General features: G+C 60.1%; 16 protein-coding genes. 5 read left to right on the top strand and 11 right to left on the bottom strand.

The window, feature by feature from the left end:
• The first annotated feature begins 56 nt into the window (after positions 1 to 56).
• Complete coding sequence (locus tag AC2FNN_RS19340) at positions 57 to 728, top strand: helix-turn-helix transcriptional regulator (protein ID WP_496760071.1); 672 nt, start codon at positions 57 to 59, stop codon at positions 726 to 728.
• Between the two features lie 62 nt (positions 729 to 790).
• Here AC2FNN_RS19340 and AC2FNN_RS19335 read toward each other — a convergent pair whose 3' ends face one another.
• The 8 genes from AC2FNN_RS19335 to AC2FNN_RS19300 form a co-directional block, all read right to left on the bottom strand.
• The gene (locus AC2FNN_RS19335) at positions 791 to 1,954 is read right to left on the bottom strand and encodes a LysM peptidoglycan-binding domain-containing protein (protein ID WP_496760070.1); all 1,164 of its coding nucleotides are present in this window, start codon (positions 1,952 to 1,954) and stop codon (positions 791 to 793) included.
• A gap of 63 nt (positions 1,955 to 2,017) precedes the next feature.
• Positions 2,018 to 2,668 carry a protein-L-isoaspartate(D-aspartate) O-methyltransferase gene (locus AC2FNN_RS19330; protein WP_152458180.1) on the bottom strand — a complete coding sequence of 217 codons (651 nt, stop codon included), beginning with the start codon at positions 2,666 to 2,668 and terminating at the stop codon, positions 2,018 to 2,020.
• Entirely contained in the window at positions 2,665 to 3,447 is a 783-nt protein-coding gene (gene surE / locus AC2FNN_RS19325; protein ID WP_496760069.1) for a 5'/3'-nucleotidase SurE, read from the bottom strand. Before surE ends, AC2FNN_RS19330 begins: the two co-directional genes overlap by 4 nt.
• 114 nt (positions 3,448 to 3,561) lie before the next feature.
• Positions 3,562 to 4,656 (bottom strand): ABC transporter ATP-binding protein, encoded by a 1,095-nt coding sequence (locus tag AC2FNN_RS19320; protein WP_496760068.1) that lies wholly within the window; start codon positions 4,654 to 4,656, stop codon positions 3,562 to 3,564.
• Between the two features lie 80 nt (positions 4,657 to 4,736).
• Positions 4,737 to 5,786 (bottom strand): methyltransferase domain-containing protein, encoded by a 1,050-nt coding sequence (locus AC2FNN_RS19315; protein WP_496760067.1) that lies wholly within the window; start codon positions 5,784 to 5,786, stop codon positions 4,737 to 4,739.
• Positions 5,787 to 5,891: 105 nt separating this feature from the next.
• Complete coding sequence (locus tag AC2FNN_RS19310) at positions 5,892 to 7,004, bottom strand: YhaZ family DNA alkylation repair protein (RefSeq protein ID WP_496760066.1); 1,113 nt, start codon at positions 7,002 to 7,004, stop codon at positions 5,892 to 5,894.
• Between the two features lie 2 nt (positions 7,005 to 7,006).
• On the bottom strand, positions 7,007 to 7,786 hold the full coding sequence (locus tag AC2FNN_RS19305; RefSeq protein WP_496760073.1) for an SDR family oxidoreductase: 780 nt from the start codon (positions 7,784 to 7,786) through the stop codon (positions 7,007 to 7,009).
• A 73-nt stretch (positions 7,787 to 7,859) separates the two neighbouring features.
• Positions 7,860 to 8,222, bottom strand: a complete 363-nt coding sequence (locus tag AC2FNN_RS19300) for a SnoaL-like domain-containing protein (protein ID WP_496760065.1) — start codon at positions 8,220 to 8,222, stop codon at positions 7,860 to 7,862.
• Between the two features lie 109 nt (positions 8,223 to 8,331).
• On the opposite strand from AC2FNN_RS19300, the gene AC2FNN_RS19295 reads away from it, so the two are divergent.
• The 4 genes from AC2FNN_RS19295 to AC2FNN_RS19280 all read left to right on the top strand — a co-directional run bounded on the left by AC2FNN_RS19295 (position 8,332) and on the right by AC2FNN_RS19280 (position 13,187).
• Positions 8,332 to 9,936: a peptide chain release factor 3 gene (locus AC2FNN_RS19295; protein WP_496760064.1), complete on the top strand. Its 1,605-nt coding sequence runs from the start codon at positions 8,332 to 8,334 to the stop codon at positions 9,934 to 9,936.
• Positions 9,937 to 9,985: 49 nt separating this feature from the next.
• The gene (locus tag AC2FNN_RS19290; RefSeq protein ID WP_496760063.1) at positions 9,986 to 10,729 is read left to right on the top strand and encodes a hypothetical protein; all 744 of its coding nucleotides are present in this window, start codon (positions 9,986 to 9,988) and stop codon (positions 10,727 to 10,729) included.
• 20 nt (positions 10,730 to 10,749) lie between these two features.
• A complete protein-coding gene (locus AC2FNN_RS19285; RefSeq protein WP_496760062.1) occupies positions 10,750 to 11,655 on the top strand; it encodes a glycosyltransferase family 2 protein in 906 nt (301 codons plus the stop codon).
• A 185-nt stretch (positions 11,656 to 11,840) separates the two neighbouring features.
• Positions 11,841 to 13,187: a DEAD/DEAH box helicase gene (locus AC2FNN_RS19280; protein WP_496760061.1), complete on the top strand. Its 1,347-nt coding sequence runs from the start codon at positions 11,841 to 11,843 to the stop codon at positions 13,185 to 13,187.
• Here AC2FNN_RS19280 and AC2FNN_RS19275 read toward each other — a convergent pair.
• The 3 genes from AC2FNN_RS19275 to AC2FNN_RS19265 form a co-directional block, all read right to left on the bottom strand.
• Positions 13,184 to 14,086, bottom strand: coding sequence for an EamA family transporter (locus AC2FNN_RS19275; RefSeq protein ID WP_496760060.1), 903 nt, complete (start codon positions 14,084 to 14,086; stop codon positions 13,184 to 13,186). The two genes, AC2FNN_RS19280 and AC2FNN_RS19275, sit on opposite strands and share 4 nt — an antisense overlap.
• Positions 14,087 to 14,107: 21 nt before the next feature.
• Entirely contained in the window at positions 14,108 to 15,010 is a 903-nt protein-coding gene (locus AC2FNN_RS19270) for a fatty acid desaturase (RefSeq protein ID WP_496760059.1), read from the bottom strand.
• Positions 15,003 to 15,153, bottom strand: a 151-nt coding sequence (locus tag AC2FNN_RS19265; protein ID WP_496760072.1) for a DUF2061 domain-containing protein, incomplete at its 5' end; no start/stop codon positions are given. The genes AC2FNN_RS19265 and AC2FNN_RS19270, both read right to left, overlap by 8 nt.

Here is a 15,153-nt window from a genome sequence, read left to right as displayed (position 1 = left end):
GTCACGAGAAAATCCTATGGAACATGACTGCCTAAACGCGTTCAGAACGGCGTGTCATGCGCCGAACTGACCGCCTGTTCGATATCATCCAGATCCTGCGCGATGGCAAACTGCACCGCGCGCAGGACATCGCGGACCGGCTGGAAGTGTCGGTCCGCACCGTCTATCGCGACATGGACACGCTGGTCGCCTCGGGCGTTCCGGTCGAGGGAGAGCGCGGCGTGGGTTACATGGTGCGCGAGCAGATCACCCTGCCACCGCTGAATCTGACCCCGGCCGAGCTTGAGGCCCTGAACCTCGGCATGGCGATCGTGGCCGAGGCTGCAGATCCAGACCTGAAAGCCGCCGCCAACTCTCTGGCAGACAAGATCGATGCCGTTCTGCCCACACAGGTTGTGGCCGAAGCCGATAGCTGGAAATTCGCGGTCTACCCGTTTGCCGATGCAGCCCGCGGGCTTGCGCATATGGCCCCGATCCGCGCCGCCATCAAATCACGCCAAAAGCTTCGGCTGTCCTACCGTCGCATTGACGGCGTTCTGACCGACCGCACCATCCGTCCGCTTCACATGGAGTATTGGGGCCGCGTCTGGACGCTCACAGCATGGTGCGAACTGCGCAACGGCTTTCGGGTATTCCGCATCGACCTGATCGAATCCGTCTCGCCGCTGCCAGAGATCTTCGCAGACGAGCCCGGCAAACGCCTGAGCGACTACGACCCAAACGCCTGACACACTTCATCTTTTCAAGAATACTCCCGCCGGAGGCATGGCCCGAAACGGGCCATACACCCTCATTTCAGGTAAGGATCCGGATCCACCGATTCAAACCCTTTGCGCACCTCGAAGTGCACATAGGCATCGTCACCGCCCCTCAACTGCGCCAGCTTTTGTCCACGGCGTACACGATCCCCTTTCTTGACGGTGATGTCATCAACATTGGCATAGACCGTCAGCAGATCGTTTTGGTGTTTGAGCACGATGATCGGAACCTGATCCGCGTCCGCGGTAATCGCCGCAACGGTTCCCGCCTCAGCCGCGTTGACGGCTGTGCCGGGGGCCGCGGCGATGTCGATACCTTCGTTCTTGCCCTTTCTATAGCCGCGGATGATGGTGCCGCTGACCGGCAGCGACAAGGCCGAAGATCGCGTGTTTGTCGGGGCTTCGGCCGTTACATCAGGGGCTTCAACCCGCGGCGCAACCTTTTCGTCGGGCAAGGGCTGCGTGGCACTTGGTGGTGTCGGCGTCGGCGATCCCTGCCCCGGCTCCGTTACCTCTGTGGCCGCAACCGGTGCCGCAGCAGCGCTTTGACGTGGCGCGGGCTGGTTCTTGACCGGGATCAACAGAAACTGACCTTCACGCACAGTGAAGTCGGACCCCAGGCCGTTCCATTCCGCCAGCGATTCCACCGGCACCTGATAGAGGCGCGAAATCGTATAAGCCGTTTCGCCGCGCTTGACCTTGTGGCGGACAGGTTCCGGCCCGCTTGCGACGGGCGCCGGGGCTGGCTTGGCAGGCTCCAGCGTCGTTGTCCGGACACCCCCCGTTTCAGGGGCCTGATCAATGGCGGCTCCGGCAACCGATGCGATATCGACGCCACTGCCTGCACCTACCGAACGCGGCAAGGCCAGAACTTCGCCCTCTCGCAGGGTGTCGGTTGTCTGAAGGCCGTTGAACCGCGACAGCTCACCCTCGGGCAGGCCAACACGCGCGGCCACATCGCGCACCGTGTCGCCGCGTCGGGCAACGACAACCTGGTAGTTCGGATAGGTGATCACGCCCCGGCTGTCGGGCGACGGGCGCGACGTTGTTGCCGACTGCACTGCATCAGTGGTCGAAAATCCGCCGACCTGCCCGCGCAGGTCATAATCCAGTGGCCCCTCACACCCGGCCAGAATGGCCAGAGCGGCCACTCCGGTCGCGCAGCGACGCATAGCTGATTTGGATACTGCACTCATAATTCTGTCCTCAACGCCTGCCCCTGTTGTCCGGGGTTCCGGCGACCAAATTTATCAAGCCTGTTACGCCTCGTCCTTGCCAAGCCCCTCAAGCAGAGGCACGAAACGGACCGACGTCAATTCTTCATAGTCCAGACCGGCCTCGGTGCGCGTTACTTTGATCAACTGCTGCACCGTGTCCGACTGCCCAACGGGTAAAACCATAATACCCCCGATTTTCAGCTGCGCCAAGAGCGGTCCCGGAGGGTCTTCGGCCGCGGCCGTCACGATGATCCGATCGAACGGAGCCTGTTCCGGCAGTCCAAAGGATCCATCCGACAACATGGCCGTGATATTCGTAAGCCCCAGATCGGCAAAAAGCTTTCCTGTCTCGCTGACCAGCCGCCGATGGCGTTCGACCGTATAGACCCTGCGCGCCAGTTTCGACAGGATTGCGGCCTGGTAACCTGACCCGGTTCCGATCTCGAGCACGGTATCGCGCGGCCGAACGTCCAGCGCCTGCGTCATGAGGCCAACGACCGACGGCTGGCTGATCGTCTGACCGCAGGAGATCGGCAATGGCATGTCCTCGTAAGCGCGATCCGCGAACAGGCCGGTGACAAAGCGGCCCCGGTCAACCTGTTCCATTGCCTCCAGAACGCGCGCATCCGTGACCCCCCGTTTGCGCAGGGCAAACAGGAACTGCATCACGGTTTCCGGGTCCAGTCCGCTCATTCGACCGCCCTCAATGCCTCCAGCATGTCATATGCGGTCAAGTCGGCGCGCATCGGTGTGACCGAGATATAGCCTTCCAGATTGACCGCAGCATCCGTTCCCGGCGCAGTCGGGTTATGCTGATAGCCACCCTTGATCCACAGGAACCGCCGCCCCGAGGGCGAGCTGTGCGGCTCGACCGAAAAATGCGTGTCGCGCCGGAACCCCTGCGCAGCAACACGCGTACCGCGCACCTCTTCTGCCGGGACAGGTGGGAAGTTCACGTTGTAAAACAGGCGGTAATCGCCCTGCTCGGCCGGGGTTGCATCCAGAATACGTCGGACCAGATCCGCCCCGAACCGCGCGGCAGCTTCGAACGGGTCGTCCAGCCCCAGATTTTGCGGGCCGAAATATTGTGACAGAGCAATCGCAGGAACCCCTTGCAGCGCCGCTTCCATCGCGCCGCCGATAGTGCCGGAGTAAAGCGTGTTCTCGGCCGAGTTGTTGCCCCGGTTCACGCCGGACAGGACCAGATCCGGCGGGCAGTCTGACATCACGTCATGCAGGCCCGCCAATACACAATCCGCAGGCGACCCTTCCGCCGCATAACGCCGTTCGTCCAGCTTGGCGATCATCGTGGGATGGGTGTAGCTGATGCAATGCCCGACCCCGGATTGTTCAAAGGCGGGCGCGACCACCCAGACCTCACCATCCGGACCTGCCAGCTCGGCAGCGATCGCCTCCAGCGTGATCAAGCCCGGAGCGTTGATCCCGTCATCATTGGTCAGAAGAATACGCATGTGCCCGATTTACCCCCGCGTTTGGCCCTTGATAGACCCAGCCCCGCGATGCGGCAAGCGACGCAACCCTGCAATCTGAGGCTTTCGCGCACCACTTGCACGGAAATCGAGAGGTTAACTCTGCGCCTTGGGGAAAACGAAACATTTGTCGCGGCGAATGGTCAGCCACATGACACGGCCCGGATTGGGCACAAAGACATTCGGGACAGTCGCCCTGAGGATCGAGCCGTCGTAGTCCATGCGAAACTCGACCAGGCTTTCGTTTCCCAGAAAACGCGCACGCTCGACCACGCCCCGCGTGGCAACGCCATCAGTCGCGGTCGGCAGCGGGCCCTTGCCGTTGCGGTCGAAATCCAGTTTGACATGCTGGGGGCGGAATACGATCTCGACATCCGTTCCATCCGGAATACCCGGCGCCAGAAACTGGCCGAACGGCGTGTCTGCCAGCGCTCCGTTCACCTGCGCCCGCAACACGTTGACATCACTGAAAAAAGCCACGGCCGCCTTGTCTGCCGGCCGGGTATAGACATTGTATGGCGCGCCCTGCTGGACGATCTTGCCGCGCCGCATCAGCGCGATCTCATCCGCCATCCGCATTGCCTCTTCCGGTTCGTGCGTAACCAGCAGAACGGCCGCATCCTCTTCCTTGAGAATGGACAGCGTCTCATCCCGGATGCCGTCGCGCAGACGGTTGTCGAGGCCCGAAAAGGGCTCGTCCATCAGCATGATCCGGGGCCGTGGCGCCAAGGCGCGGGCCAGGGCCACACGTTGTTGCTCGCCGCCCGACAACTGATGTGGGAACCCGTCGATGAACCGCATCAGGTCCACCTTGCGCAGCAGTTCCTCGACCCGGGCTCGTTTTTCGTCCTTGCCGCCTTTCAGGCCAAAGGCCACGTTGTTGGCCACGCTCAGATGGGGAAACAGGGCAAAGTCCTGAAACATCAACCCGATCTCGCGCCGCTCTGGGGGCACCCGAAACACGGTGTCGCAGATCAGTTTGCCATCGACGTAGATCTCGCCCGAGTCCTGCATCTCGACCCCGGCGATCATGCGCAGGGTGGTGGATTTCCCGCAACCTGACGGCCCCAGCAAACAGGTCACCTTGCCGGCCTGAACCGTCAATGACACGTCATCCACAACAACCCGCCCTTCGAACCGGCGAATAATATTGCGAATTTCCAGACGCGGAGGAGTTGCGTTACCTGTCACCTATGGACCCCATTGCCTGTCCCGATCAAATCCATCGGGCTTGGGCGGGGATAGCAACCCCGCCCTTCAGGTGCAAGAGATCAGCAGCAACCGCCGGATGATGCGGTTTCGCCTGTTGCCTCGAACGGGCTTTCGCCGCCGCAGCCCTCGAAAATACCGAAATGGGTGGAAAAATCGCCGATAAAGTCGAAATGGCGGGCAAACCGCGTGTCCCGCAGCATCATCCAGGTATTGCCGCAGACCGGAAAGACCTTGCCGGTTTCGATGACATGGTGATCGTCCAGAACAAACGCATGCGGTGCGTTGGAAACAGTGCCTTTGTAGATCACCGCCTGGCCGTAATCTTCGCAGGCCGGTTCCAGCGCCGGCAGCTTGAACAAACGGTAGGTTGCCGACAGGAATTTGAGCGGGGCAACACGCTCTTCCAGCGCAGGGTTCTCGATGGTCAGCGGGCGGTGCGTCACCCGGCGCGGATCACCGAAACCTGCGTTGCGCGCCATCGACAGGAAATCATTCCAGTACAATGCACCTGACAGGCACTCGCCATACAGAACCTCATCCTCGGCCATCGCCTGCGGGACACGGCGGTCGGCATAGACGTCCGAGAAATACATCTCGCCGCCTTCTTTCAGCAACCGATGCGCGCCGCGCAGCACGGCATCCTTGTCGGTCGCCAGGTTGATGACGCAGTTCGAGACGATGATGTCGAACGATCCGGGTTCCAGATCCAGTTCCTCCAGCTTCTCGATATAGCCGTGATGGAATTCAACATTGCTTTTGGCGTACCCAAACGCCTTGGCATGATAATCCTGATGCGCGCGGGCAACGTCCAGTTGTTCAGGCGTCATATCCACACCGACGACCCGGCCCTTTTCACCAACCATGGCAGACAGCGCATAGACATCGCGCCCCGCCCCACAACCAAGATCAAGAACCGACATACCCTCGAGATCCAGAGGCGCGATCAGACCACACCCGTAATATCGGGTCAGCACATCATCATGGATCCTGGACAATACCCGCTTGAGATGATCCGGAATGTCGTCAGGCGTGCAACAGGCGTTGGTCTGCAAGTCCGCACTGCTTTGCAGAACTTCACCATAATAATTCCGTACCGAATCGTGCTTCATCGCTTTTCCCCGCCATGCGTGTCTGTACGCAGCTAATGCAGCGGCATCGCATTCGCAATCCGGCCACGGTCGTTCTGACGAAAGCGTGAGTGTTCCTGCGCGCTACTACCCCAGCAATTCAAAGTCCACGCCGGCACGGACAACGCCGTTCACCTGAACCTCAAGCCGATGCGCACCGGGGATCAGCCTGAAGGTAGAGGCATCACCCTTCAGCCTGTGACGCTTGACCAACTTGAGCCTGCCGTTGTTCAAAGCCGCCTGTTTCAGCTTGTACACCTTGGGTGACGTTCTTCCCGCAGGGCGCTGAAAATAAATGATATAATCCACCAGAACCGGTTGCTTCCCTACCCCGGTCAAATCAACGGAAAACTCCAGCGCTTCGCTGATACGGGCCTCGGAACGCAGATCAATTGTCACCGCGATATCCGCATCAGGGTCATATCCCAGCATCTTCATCGCCTCTGGGTGCCCGGCCTTGACCAATCCGCGCAGCGTATGAGAGGTCATCCACTCCAGCTCTGCCGCGGTCTGTCGTGCTTGGGTGTGCCACTTGTCCAGACGCCCCAGCACCAGGCCGGGATCTTTCTTGGCAATGTCATTCAAATGGTTGGCCACCGACCGCGTCACATACCGGGTCGGATCACCGTGCAACCGGTCCAACAGCGGCAACGGGTCCGTCAGACCCAGACCGATGCCCTGCCCCCATGGCAGACGGGGCCGCGTTCCCTCGCTGACCAATCGGCGCACGTGATAGCTGCCGTGGGTGCACCAGTCCTGCATCCGCCCAAGCACCCTGTCCGGGGCATGGTTCAGGAAAGGCCGAATGGCCCATTCCATCGAAAACCGCTGCGTCAGTTCCTCCAGCACATCCAGAGACAGATCAACGTGATCCAGCCCGATGGCCGCGACCCATTCACCCAGCGGCGCGAAAATGAAATCGCCGAAATCATCATCCGATCTGGCGGGGTCCAGCGGAGGCGGCAAAGACCGCAAAATCACCTGGGCGACTGTCGGCAAGTCGCCCGGCACGGCCTGTTGCAGGCATGTCGCGATCCAGGTCATACGCTGTTTCAGTTCCAGTTCAGGCAGGCGCGACATGACCTGTGCCTGAAACGCAGAGGCGTCGAAACCCGGTTCAGCGTCCAGGAACAAGTCACTGAGAAAGCTGACTTTCTCAGCGTTGAACAACTGATCTTTCAACGAAAACCCCTGCGCCATGATCACATCGTCAGGTTGGTCGCACCGCCGTCCAGCAGGATATTCTGGCCAACGATGAAGCCCGCATGTTGCGAACACAGAAACGCGCAGGTCGCACCAAACTCCTGCCGTGAACCATAGCGCCTGACCGGGATCGTCGCCGCACGGTTGGCACGCGCTTCGTCAATCGAAATACCCTGTTGCGCCGCCACACCGCTGTCCAGAGAATCCGCCCGGTCCGTGGCATGGATGCCCGGAAGCAGGTTGTTGATGGTCACCCCGTGTGGCGCCACCTGACGCGAGGTTCCGGCCACATAGCCCGTCAGACCTGTACGCGCCGCGTTTGACAGGCCCAGAACCGCAATCGGCGCACGCACGGATTGCGAGGTGATATTCACCACCCGGCCCCAACCCTTTTCCATCATTCCGGGAAGCAGGGCCTTCATGAATGCAATCGGCGTCAGCATGTTGGCATCCAGCGCCTTGATGAAATCGTCACGCTCCCAGTCCGACCACGATCCGGGCGGCGGCCCACCGGCATTTGTCACAAGTATATCAACACCCTGCGCGGCCTCGATCACCTGCGCCTGACCGTCGGGCGTGGTCACGTCGCAGGCCACGGTCTGCACCTCAACGCCGTGTTCTGACCGCAGGCGTGCGGCTTCAGCCTCCAACGCCTCGGGGCCGCGAGCGTTCATCACCAAGTTCACGCCGGCCGCGGCAAGCGCCTCGGCGCACCCAAGACCCAATCCCTTGCTGCTGGCACAGACCAGCGCGCGTTTTCCTTGAATTCCCAGATCCATCGGATCCTCCCTGTCAGTCATCGCCGCATGTCTAGCACCGGCCAGACAGGGAAGACCAGAAACGGATCGTCGATCAATAAAAGAACTCTTCCCGGACGATCTTGCCGTCGGCGACGTGATAGACACCCACTTCGCGCATATCGAACGCTTCGCCGGTTTCCTTCACATTGCCCTGCACTTCGAAAATCACGGCAAAACGATCGTCGCCATGAGGAAACGGGTCGCTGACGGACGCAGCGGAAACCTCGTGGGCGTTTTCCCACCACTCATGCTTGCCACGGATGGCGTCGATTCCCTTGGTTTCCCGACCCATTCCCTGAAAATCCTGCCCTTCGACCGACACCGCATCCGGCGCATAAAGCTTGGACAGGTTTTCCTTGGCCCGGTCTTCCCGGCAACCAGCCACAAGCTCATCGGCAATCTCTTTCAAATTCATTGATCCACTCCACCTTTTGTTCACTATATGTTCTTTTTGCCACAGACCCATGATTCGTACCAGACCCTTTGTCTTGCTTCGGCAGGATTCCCCGCATATACGCGCGCTCATGCTTGATACCTCGAACCAACCCACCTTGCCGCCCGAGATCGCCCGGCGCCGGACATTCGCCATCATCTCGCACCCGGATGCGGGCAAGACGACGCTGACGGAAAAGTTCCTGCTGTACGGGGGCGCGATTCAGATGGCCGGCCAGGTGCGCGCCAAGGGTGAGGCGCGACGCACGCGGTCCGATTTTATGCAGATGGAAAAGGATCGGGGTATCTCGGTCTCGGCGTCGGCGATGTCGTTCGACTATGGCAACTTCCGGTTCAACCTGGTGGATACACCCGGCCACAGCGACTTCTCGGAAGACACCTATCGCACGCTGACAGCCGTGGACGCGGCCGTCATGGTGATCGACGGCGCGAAAGGTGTGGAAAGCCAGACACAGAAACTGTTCGAGGTCTGCCGCCTGCGCGATCTGCCGATCCTGACCTTCTGTAACAAGATGGACCGCGAAAGCCGCGACACGTTCGAGATCATCGACGAAATCCAGGAGATGCTGGCCATCGACGTCACGCCCGCCGCGTGGCCGATTGGCGTGGGGCGCGATTTCATCGGCTGCTATGACATGCTGCGCGACCGGCTGGAACTGATGGACCGCGCCGACCGCAACAAGGTTGCCGAAAGCATCCAGATCAACGGCTTGGACGATCCCAAGCTGGCCGAATACGTGCCTGAGCATCTGCTGGAAAAACTGCTGGAAGAGGTCGAGATGGCGCGCGAATTGCTGCCCGCGCTTGACCCGCAGGCGGTTTTGGAAGGCCACATGACCCCGATCTGGTTTGGTTCGGCGATCAACTCGTTCGGCGTCAAGGAGCTGATGGAAGGCATCGGCGCCTATGGCCCGCAGCCGCAGGTTCAATCCGCCGAACCCCGTCAGATTTCCCCGAATGAAAAGAAAGTCGCAGGCTTTGTCTTCAAGGTTCAGGCCAACATGGACCCCAAGCACCGCGACCGGGTTGCTTTTGTCCGTATGGCTTCGGGTCACTTCAAACGCGGTATGAAGCTGACCCATGTGCGGACCAAAAAGCCCATGGCGATCTCGAACCCCGTACTGTTTCTGGCCTCTGACCGCGAGTTGGCGGAAGAGGCCTGGGCCGGTGACATTATCGGGATCCCCAACCACGGGCAGCTGCGCATCGGCGACACCCTGACCGAAGGCGAAGCGCTGCGGGTGACCGGCATCCCGTCGTTCGCGCCGGAGCTTCTGCAAGGCGTCCGCGCAGGCGACCCGATGAAAGCCAAACATCTGGAAAAAGCCCTGATGCAATTCGCCGAAGAAGGTGCGGCCAAGGTGTTCAAGCCTTCGATCGGCTCGGGCTTTATCGTCGGCGTTGTCGGCACGTTGCAATTCGAAGTGCTCGCCAGCCGGATCGAGATGGAATATGGCCTGCCGGTACGGTTCGAGGCGTCGCAGTTCACCTCGGCGCGTTGGGTAAGTGGTGACAAGGCCGAAGTCGAGAAATTCGTAGGCGCCAACAAGCAGCACATCGCGCATGATCATGACGGCGACATCGTCTATCTGACCCGCCTGCAATGGGATATAGATCGGGTGGTCCGTGACTATCCCGCGCTGAACCTAACCGCGACAAAAGAGATGATGGCCTGAGGCAACTGTTTGATTGCACAGGCAGGTTTGGCTGTGCAATCCTGCGCGCATGAGTGACGACGAACTGACCTATCCCGGTGGCCTGCCCGACATGCTGGACAGCTATGAGAACCGGCGCAGCCCGTTTCAGTTCGGCACCCTGACCCTGCCCGCGCTTGACATCGATCTGGATGATCTGGCCAAACGAACCGTGCCCGACACCGCCACCGAATTGCCGCCCGGGCGCAGCACCACCTGGGATCGCAAACGCGTTCAGATCGCGCGGGAATTCGTCGGAAAGTCAGAGCTTGCCTTCCTGAACGCCCAGCTGATCTCGAACCTCAGAAAACGGTCCTTTCCACGTCAGGCCCCTGCGCTGTTCTGCCGGTTGTGGGACGAACAATCCGACCATCTTCTTTCTGCCCTCGACCTTCGTTGGCTGGTGTCGTCTGTTCAGACATTTGCGGATCACGGTCAGACCCCGACACAGCGCGAGGTCGGACATGCCTTGCGCGTGTTCTTCAGCATGATGAAGCTGTATGAGTTCGAGCGGCTCTTTTCGGGGCTGGCCCCGGAAACGCCGTTTCAGTTCAAGGACAGGAACCACGTCCCGCTGCCGTATCAGATGAAAGGCTTTTCCTTTGAAAAGGGCGGGTTGGACGTCAATCTCATCGCTCCGATCTGGACCAGGGCGATGAATGATCCCACGATTGCGCCGCTGGTGGATCACCTGATGATCCAATTGAACAAGCACCCAGGCGGTGTTTTTCGACGCCTGAAACGCATGCGCGACGCCCGCGCACCGCGCAAATGACCACCTGGGGCATTGTGTCCATGGTCCGGGGACCAACCGAAGACGTCCTTCGGTTCGTGGCCCATCACCTCGAACTGGGGGCGGATTTCATGTATATCTACATGGACGAACCCAACCGCCGCACGTTCAGGGCACTGAGAATGCATCCCAAGATCCGGGTCCGTAACTGTGATGACGCCTTTTGGGAGAAACGCGGACGCGCACGACCGGAAAGGCATCAGGTGCGCCAGTCGGTTCACGCCACTTTTGCCTATCGAAACACTCGGCTGGATTGGTTGACACATATCGATGTGGATGAGTTTCTTTGGCCGGCGGCCCCCATTTCCGATGTGTTGCGCGATGTTCCAGACACGGTTCCCGCAGTACGTGTCCGCCCGTTAGAGGCGTTGGCCGGGGGCGATGACCTGTACAAAGCTCATATCCCGCGTGGCCCGAACCGCGAGGCGCTGGTCGAGACCATTTACCCGAATTACGGCGCCTTCGTCATGGGCGGTTTCCTGAGTCACGTGCAGGGAAAGCTGTTTGTGCGCACCGGCTTGAAAAACCTGAACTTCCGAATCCACAACCTGTTTCAGAACAAGGTGCTGCTGCCCTGCAAATACGAGCTTGCCCAGATCGATCTGTGCCATCGCCATGCCCCGGACTGGGACCACTGGAGAGCGCATTACCAGTTCCGCATGGATCGTGGCTCGTATCAGGCAGGAATGGCTCCGAATGTTCCGCGCGAACAGGGAGGGCTGAGCAAGAATGAACTGCTCAACTGGATCGAGGCCGAACAGGGCATGGACGGGCTGCGTGCGTTTTACAATGAAATGAGCGGCGCGGACGCAGAGGTGCGCGCCAACCTGGAACACCACGGTCTGCTGCGCCACCGCCCTTTGAACCTGGACGAAAAACTACAGAAACACTTCCCCGGAAGTTGCTGAATTGTTGCTGAAATTCACCGCCGGCAACAGGCAGGAACAGGTGAAATTCTCTTCATTTGACCCCGATCAACGTTTTTGTTATGTCCGCGTACAAGCCGAAATGTCGCATTACGCGCATGGCCATCCGGGCCCGGCACATCTTTGACGCGCGGGCCAGGTCAAGTGTCCGCAAAAACCGGACATACATGACAAAATTCAACGAACTGAACCTGAACCCGAAGGTCCTCAAAGCCATTGAAGAGGCCGGATACGAATCCCCCACTCCGATACAGGAAGGCGCGATTCCGCCCGCTCTGGAAGGTCGTGATGTCTTGGGGATTGCTCAGACCGGCACTGGCAAGACCGCCAGCTTCACATTGCCGATGATCACCCTGCTGGCCCGTGGCCGCGCCCGTGCGCGCATGCCGCGCTCGCTGGTCCTGTGCCCGACGCGGGAACTGGCCGCCCAGGTGGCCGAGAATTTCGACACCTATACCAAACACCTGAAACTGACCAAGGCGCTGTTGATCGGTGGCGTCAGCTTCAAAGAGCAAGAGGCCCTGATCGATCGCGGCGTCGATGTTCTGATCGCCACACCGGGCCGCCTGCTGGACCATTTCGAACGTGGCAAGCTGCTGCTGACCGGTGTTCAGATCATGGTGGTGGACGAAGCCGACCGGATGCTGGATATGGGCTTTATTCCCGATATCGAACGCATCTTCTCACTGACGCCGTTCACGCGGCAGACATTGTTCTTCTCGGCGACCATGGCATCCGAGATCGAGCGCATCACAGATACCTTCCTGTCCGCGCCTGCCCGGGTTGAAGTCGCCCGGCAAGCGACCGCATCCGAGACGATCGAACAGGGCGTTGTCATGTTCAAAGGCGGCCGTCGGGACCAAGAAGCAAGCCAGAAACGCAAAGTTCTGCGCGCCTTGATTGACGCAGAGGGCGAAAAGTGCACCAACGCAATCATCTTCTGCAACCGCAAGACGGATGTCGATATCTGCGCGAAATCGCTGAAGAAATACGGCTATGACGCTGCCGCGATCCATGGCGATCTGGACCAATCGCAGCGGATGAAGACGCTGGACGGGTTCCGCGACGGATCATTGCGTCTGCTGGTTGCGTCCGACGTCGCAGCGCGCGGTCTGGATGTGCCAGCCGTCAGCCACGTGTTCAATTTCGACGTCCCCGGCCACCCCGAGGATTACGTGCACCGTATCGGCCGCACCGGCCGCGCCGGACGCGCAGGCAAGGCCATCACGATCTGCTCGGTCCGCGATGAAAAAGCCCTGGCTGCGATCGAAAAGCTGATCCAGAAAGACATCCCGCGCCTCGACAATCCGGTCAAGGAAGAGCCCAAGCCTGAAAAGCCGAAGCCCGAGAAAAAAGCCCGGGACTCCGAAGCCAAGAAAGATGCCCGGAAAGAACGAGAGCCCAAAGGGCGTGGCCGCGGGCGCAAGGAAGACAATGGCCGGCCCGTGGTGGGTATGGGCGATCACCTGCCCAGCTTCATTGCCCTGAGCTTTGACGAGCGTCGCGCCGGCTAGATTGCCAGCACCAAGGCCAGTATCGAAACACCCAACAGCAACATCCCGGCGATTTCTCGCCGGGTGATCGTCTCGCGGAAAAACAGGATCGAGGCCATCAGGCTGAAGATCAGTTCTACCTGCCCCAATGCTTTGACATAGGCTGCGTTTTGCAGGGTGAAGGCCCAGAACCAACAAAACGAACCGCCCAGACTGGTCAGGCCGACAAACACGCCGGTGGATCGGGTCTGCCACACCGCGCGCAGTTCGGCCCGGTCGCGCCACAACAGCCACAGGCCCATGCTGACAAACTGAAACGTCACGACGGCGGCCAGGGTGATCAGTGCGCGGAACCAGGCGTCGACATCACCCAGTTGCAACGAGGCCCCGCGATAGCTGACGGCGGAAAACGCAAACAATACCCCTGATCCAAGCCCCAATTGGGACGCGCGGTTGGTCAGATGCCGCCACCAGGCGCCGCTTCCGCCGGGAGTTTTCGACAGCAAAAGCACCGCCATCAACCCCAACAGGATCGCAACCAGCGCGCCGCTGGAAACGCTGTCGCCCAATACCAGAAATCCGACAATCGCGGTCTGAATGACTTCGGTTTTCTTGAAGGTGATCCCAACCGCAAAGTTTCGTTGTTTGAACAACGCCACAACACAGATCGTTGCCAGGATTTGCGCCGTGCCTCCGATGACAGCGTACAGCCAGAAAACTCCGCCAATCGGAGGCAGGCTGGCGCCCGTTGTCAGCATCGCCACAAACAGCCCGGCAACGGCCAGCGGCATGGAATACGCAAATCGCGCAAAGGTCGCGCCTGCAGCAGACAGTTTCACGCTGGCCAGAGACTTTTGCAGCATGAACCGCACGGTCTGAAAGCTGGCGGCAGCGATGGTGACAGGGATCCAGAGACTCATGTCACCCGTTGTGTCGTCAAATCAAGACTTTGGCCAGAGCGGATGCGGCACCGGATCCTTGGCACGTATTAGATACTGCCGGAAAATCTGTGCATAGGAGCGGTACACATACGCCTCATTGCAGGCCAGATACCTGTCTTTGCCATCCCGATACAACGACGGCAGCCGATACCATGGCGCGGCGGGATTCATGTGATGAACAACATGCAGGTTGTTGTTCAGAAACAGAAATGCCAGCGGCCCGCTGTCTTCGATAATCACGGTCCGTGCGCGGGACTTCTCGTGCGCGCGGTGTTCCAGAAACGTGCGGATCTTCAGCAACGCCAGCCCGACATAGGCCGAAATCAGATAGGCCCAGATCGGCATGGCCGACTGTGCAACGATCCACAGTACCGCAACCGCGCCGGGGATATGCAAAGCCCAAGCCAACAGGATCGCCCTGTCGCCGCGCCACAGCCCCCGCCATTCGTCACGCAGAAACAGCACCTGCCCAATGGCCGGACCCAGAACCATCCGCCCCAGAAGCGTGTTGTTCAGGGCCAGCACAGCCTGCACGCCACCCGGCAGGTCCGCCCAGATCTTGGGATCCAAATAGTTGGATTCGGGGTCGTCATACGGGTCGGTCAAAGTGGCATCCTGATGATGCGCCAAATGCAGATCGCGGAAACGGTTATACGGAATGGCCAGTGTCAGCGGCAGCGCCATCAGCGCCTCATTCAGCCATTTGGCTCGGAACGGGTGCCCATGCAGGGCTTCGTGCGTCAAAGACGAATGCAGGGCTGCAACAAAGCCCAAAGCCGGCACCGTCAACCACACCGAAACTTCCGCCAGCCAGAACAACCCGACCAGCCATGCGGCATAGCAGCCAACGATCAGGGCAAATGTACCCCATTCGGGCGATTTGGGTGTTGAGGGCTCAGCCATTGCGCCCCCACGAAATTCCGGCCCAAATTCTTTCGTAGATCACATACAGCGTCAGGCCGATGGTGGTATTCACCAGCGCCAATGCCCCACCGACAGCGGCCGAGCCGGTGGCGATCAGACCCACCAGCGTCATGGTGGTCAGC

Source organism: Ruegeria sp. BHSA118, from assembly GCF_059613405.1.
The sequence above is the reverse complement of the archived record's forward strand: the minus strand, read 5'-3'. Positions and strand labels throughout refer to the sequence as shown.

Bases quoted from the DNA above. Each gene is read 5' to 3' on its own strand.
- AC2FNN_RS19340 (WP_496760071.1), top strand. From the start codon at position 57: ATGCGCCGAACTGACCGCCTGTTCGATATCATCCAGATCCTGCGCGAT.
- AC2FNN_RS19335 (WP_496760070.1), bottom strand. From the start codon at position 1,954: ATGAGTGCAGTATCCAAATCAGCTATGCGTCGCTGCGCGACCGGAGTG.
- AC2FNN_RS19330 (WP_152458180.1), bottom strand. From the start codon at position 2,668: ATGAGCGGACTGGACCCGGAAACCGTGATGCAGTTCCTGTTTGCCCTG.
- surE (WP_496760069.1), bottom strand. From the start codon at position 3,447: ATGCGTATTCTTCTGACCAATGATGACGGGATCAACGCTCCGGGCTTG.
- AC2FNN_RS19315 (WP_496760067.1), bottom strand. From the start codon at position 5,786: ATGAAGCACGATTCGGTACGGAATTATTATGGTGAAGTTCTGCAAAGC.
- AC2FNN_RS19310 (WP_496760066.1), bottom strand. From the start codon at position 7,004: ATGGCGCAGGGGTTTTCGTTGAAAGATCAGTTGTTCAACGCTGAGAAA.
- AC2FNN_RS19305 (WP_496760073.1), bottom strand. From the start codon at position 7,786: ATGGATCTGGGAATTCAAGGAAAACGCGCGCTGGTCTGTGCCAGCAGC.
- AC2FNN_RS19300 (WP_496760065.1), bottom strand. From the start codon at position 8,222: ATGAATTTGAAAGAGATTGCCGATGAGCTTGTGGCTGGTTGCCGGGAA.
- AC2FNN_RS19295 (WP_496760064.1), top strand. From the start codon at position 8,332: ATGCTTGATACCTCGAACCAACCCACCTTGCCGCCCGAGATCGCCCGG.
- AC2FNN_RS19290 (WP_496760063.1), top strand. From the start codon at position 9,986: ATGAGTGACGACGAACTGACCTATCCCGGTGGCCTGCCCGACATGCTG.
- AC2FNN_RS19285 (WP_496760062.1), top strand. From the start codon at position 10,750: ATGGTCCGGGGACCAACCGAAGACGTCCTTCGGTTCGTGGCCCATCAC.
- AC2FNN_RS19280 (WP_496760061.1), top strand. From the start codon at position 11,841: ATGACAAAATTCAACGAACTGAACCTGAACCCGAAGGTCCTCAAAGCC.
- AC2FNN_RS19275 (WP_496760060.1), bottom strand. From the start codon at position 14,086: ATGAGTCTCTGGATCCCTGTCACCATCGCTGCCGCCAGCTTTCAGACC.
- AC2FNN_RS19270 (WP_496760059.1), bottom strand. From the start codon at position 15,010: ATGGCTGAGCCCTCAACACCCAAATCGCCCGAATGGGGTACATTTGCC.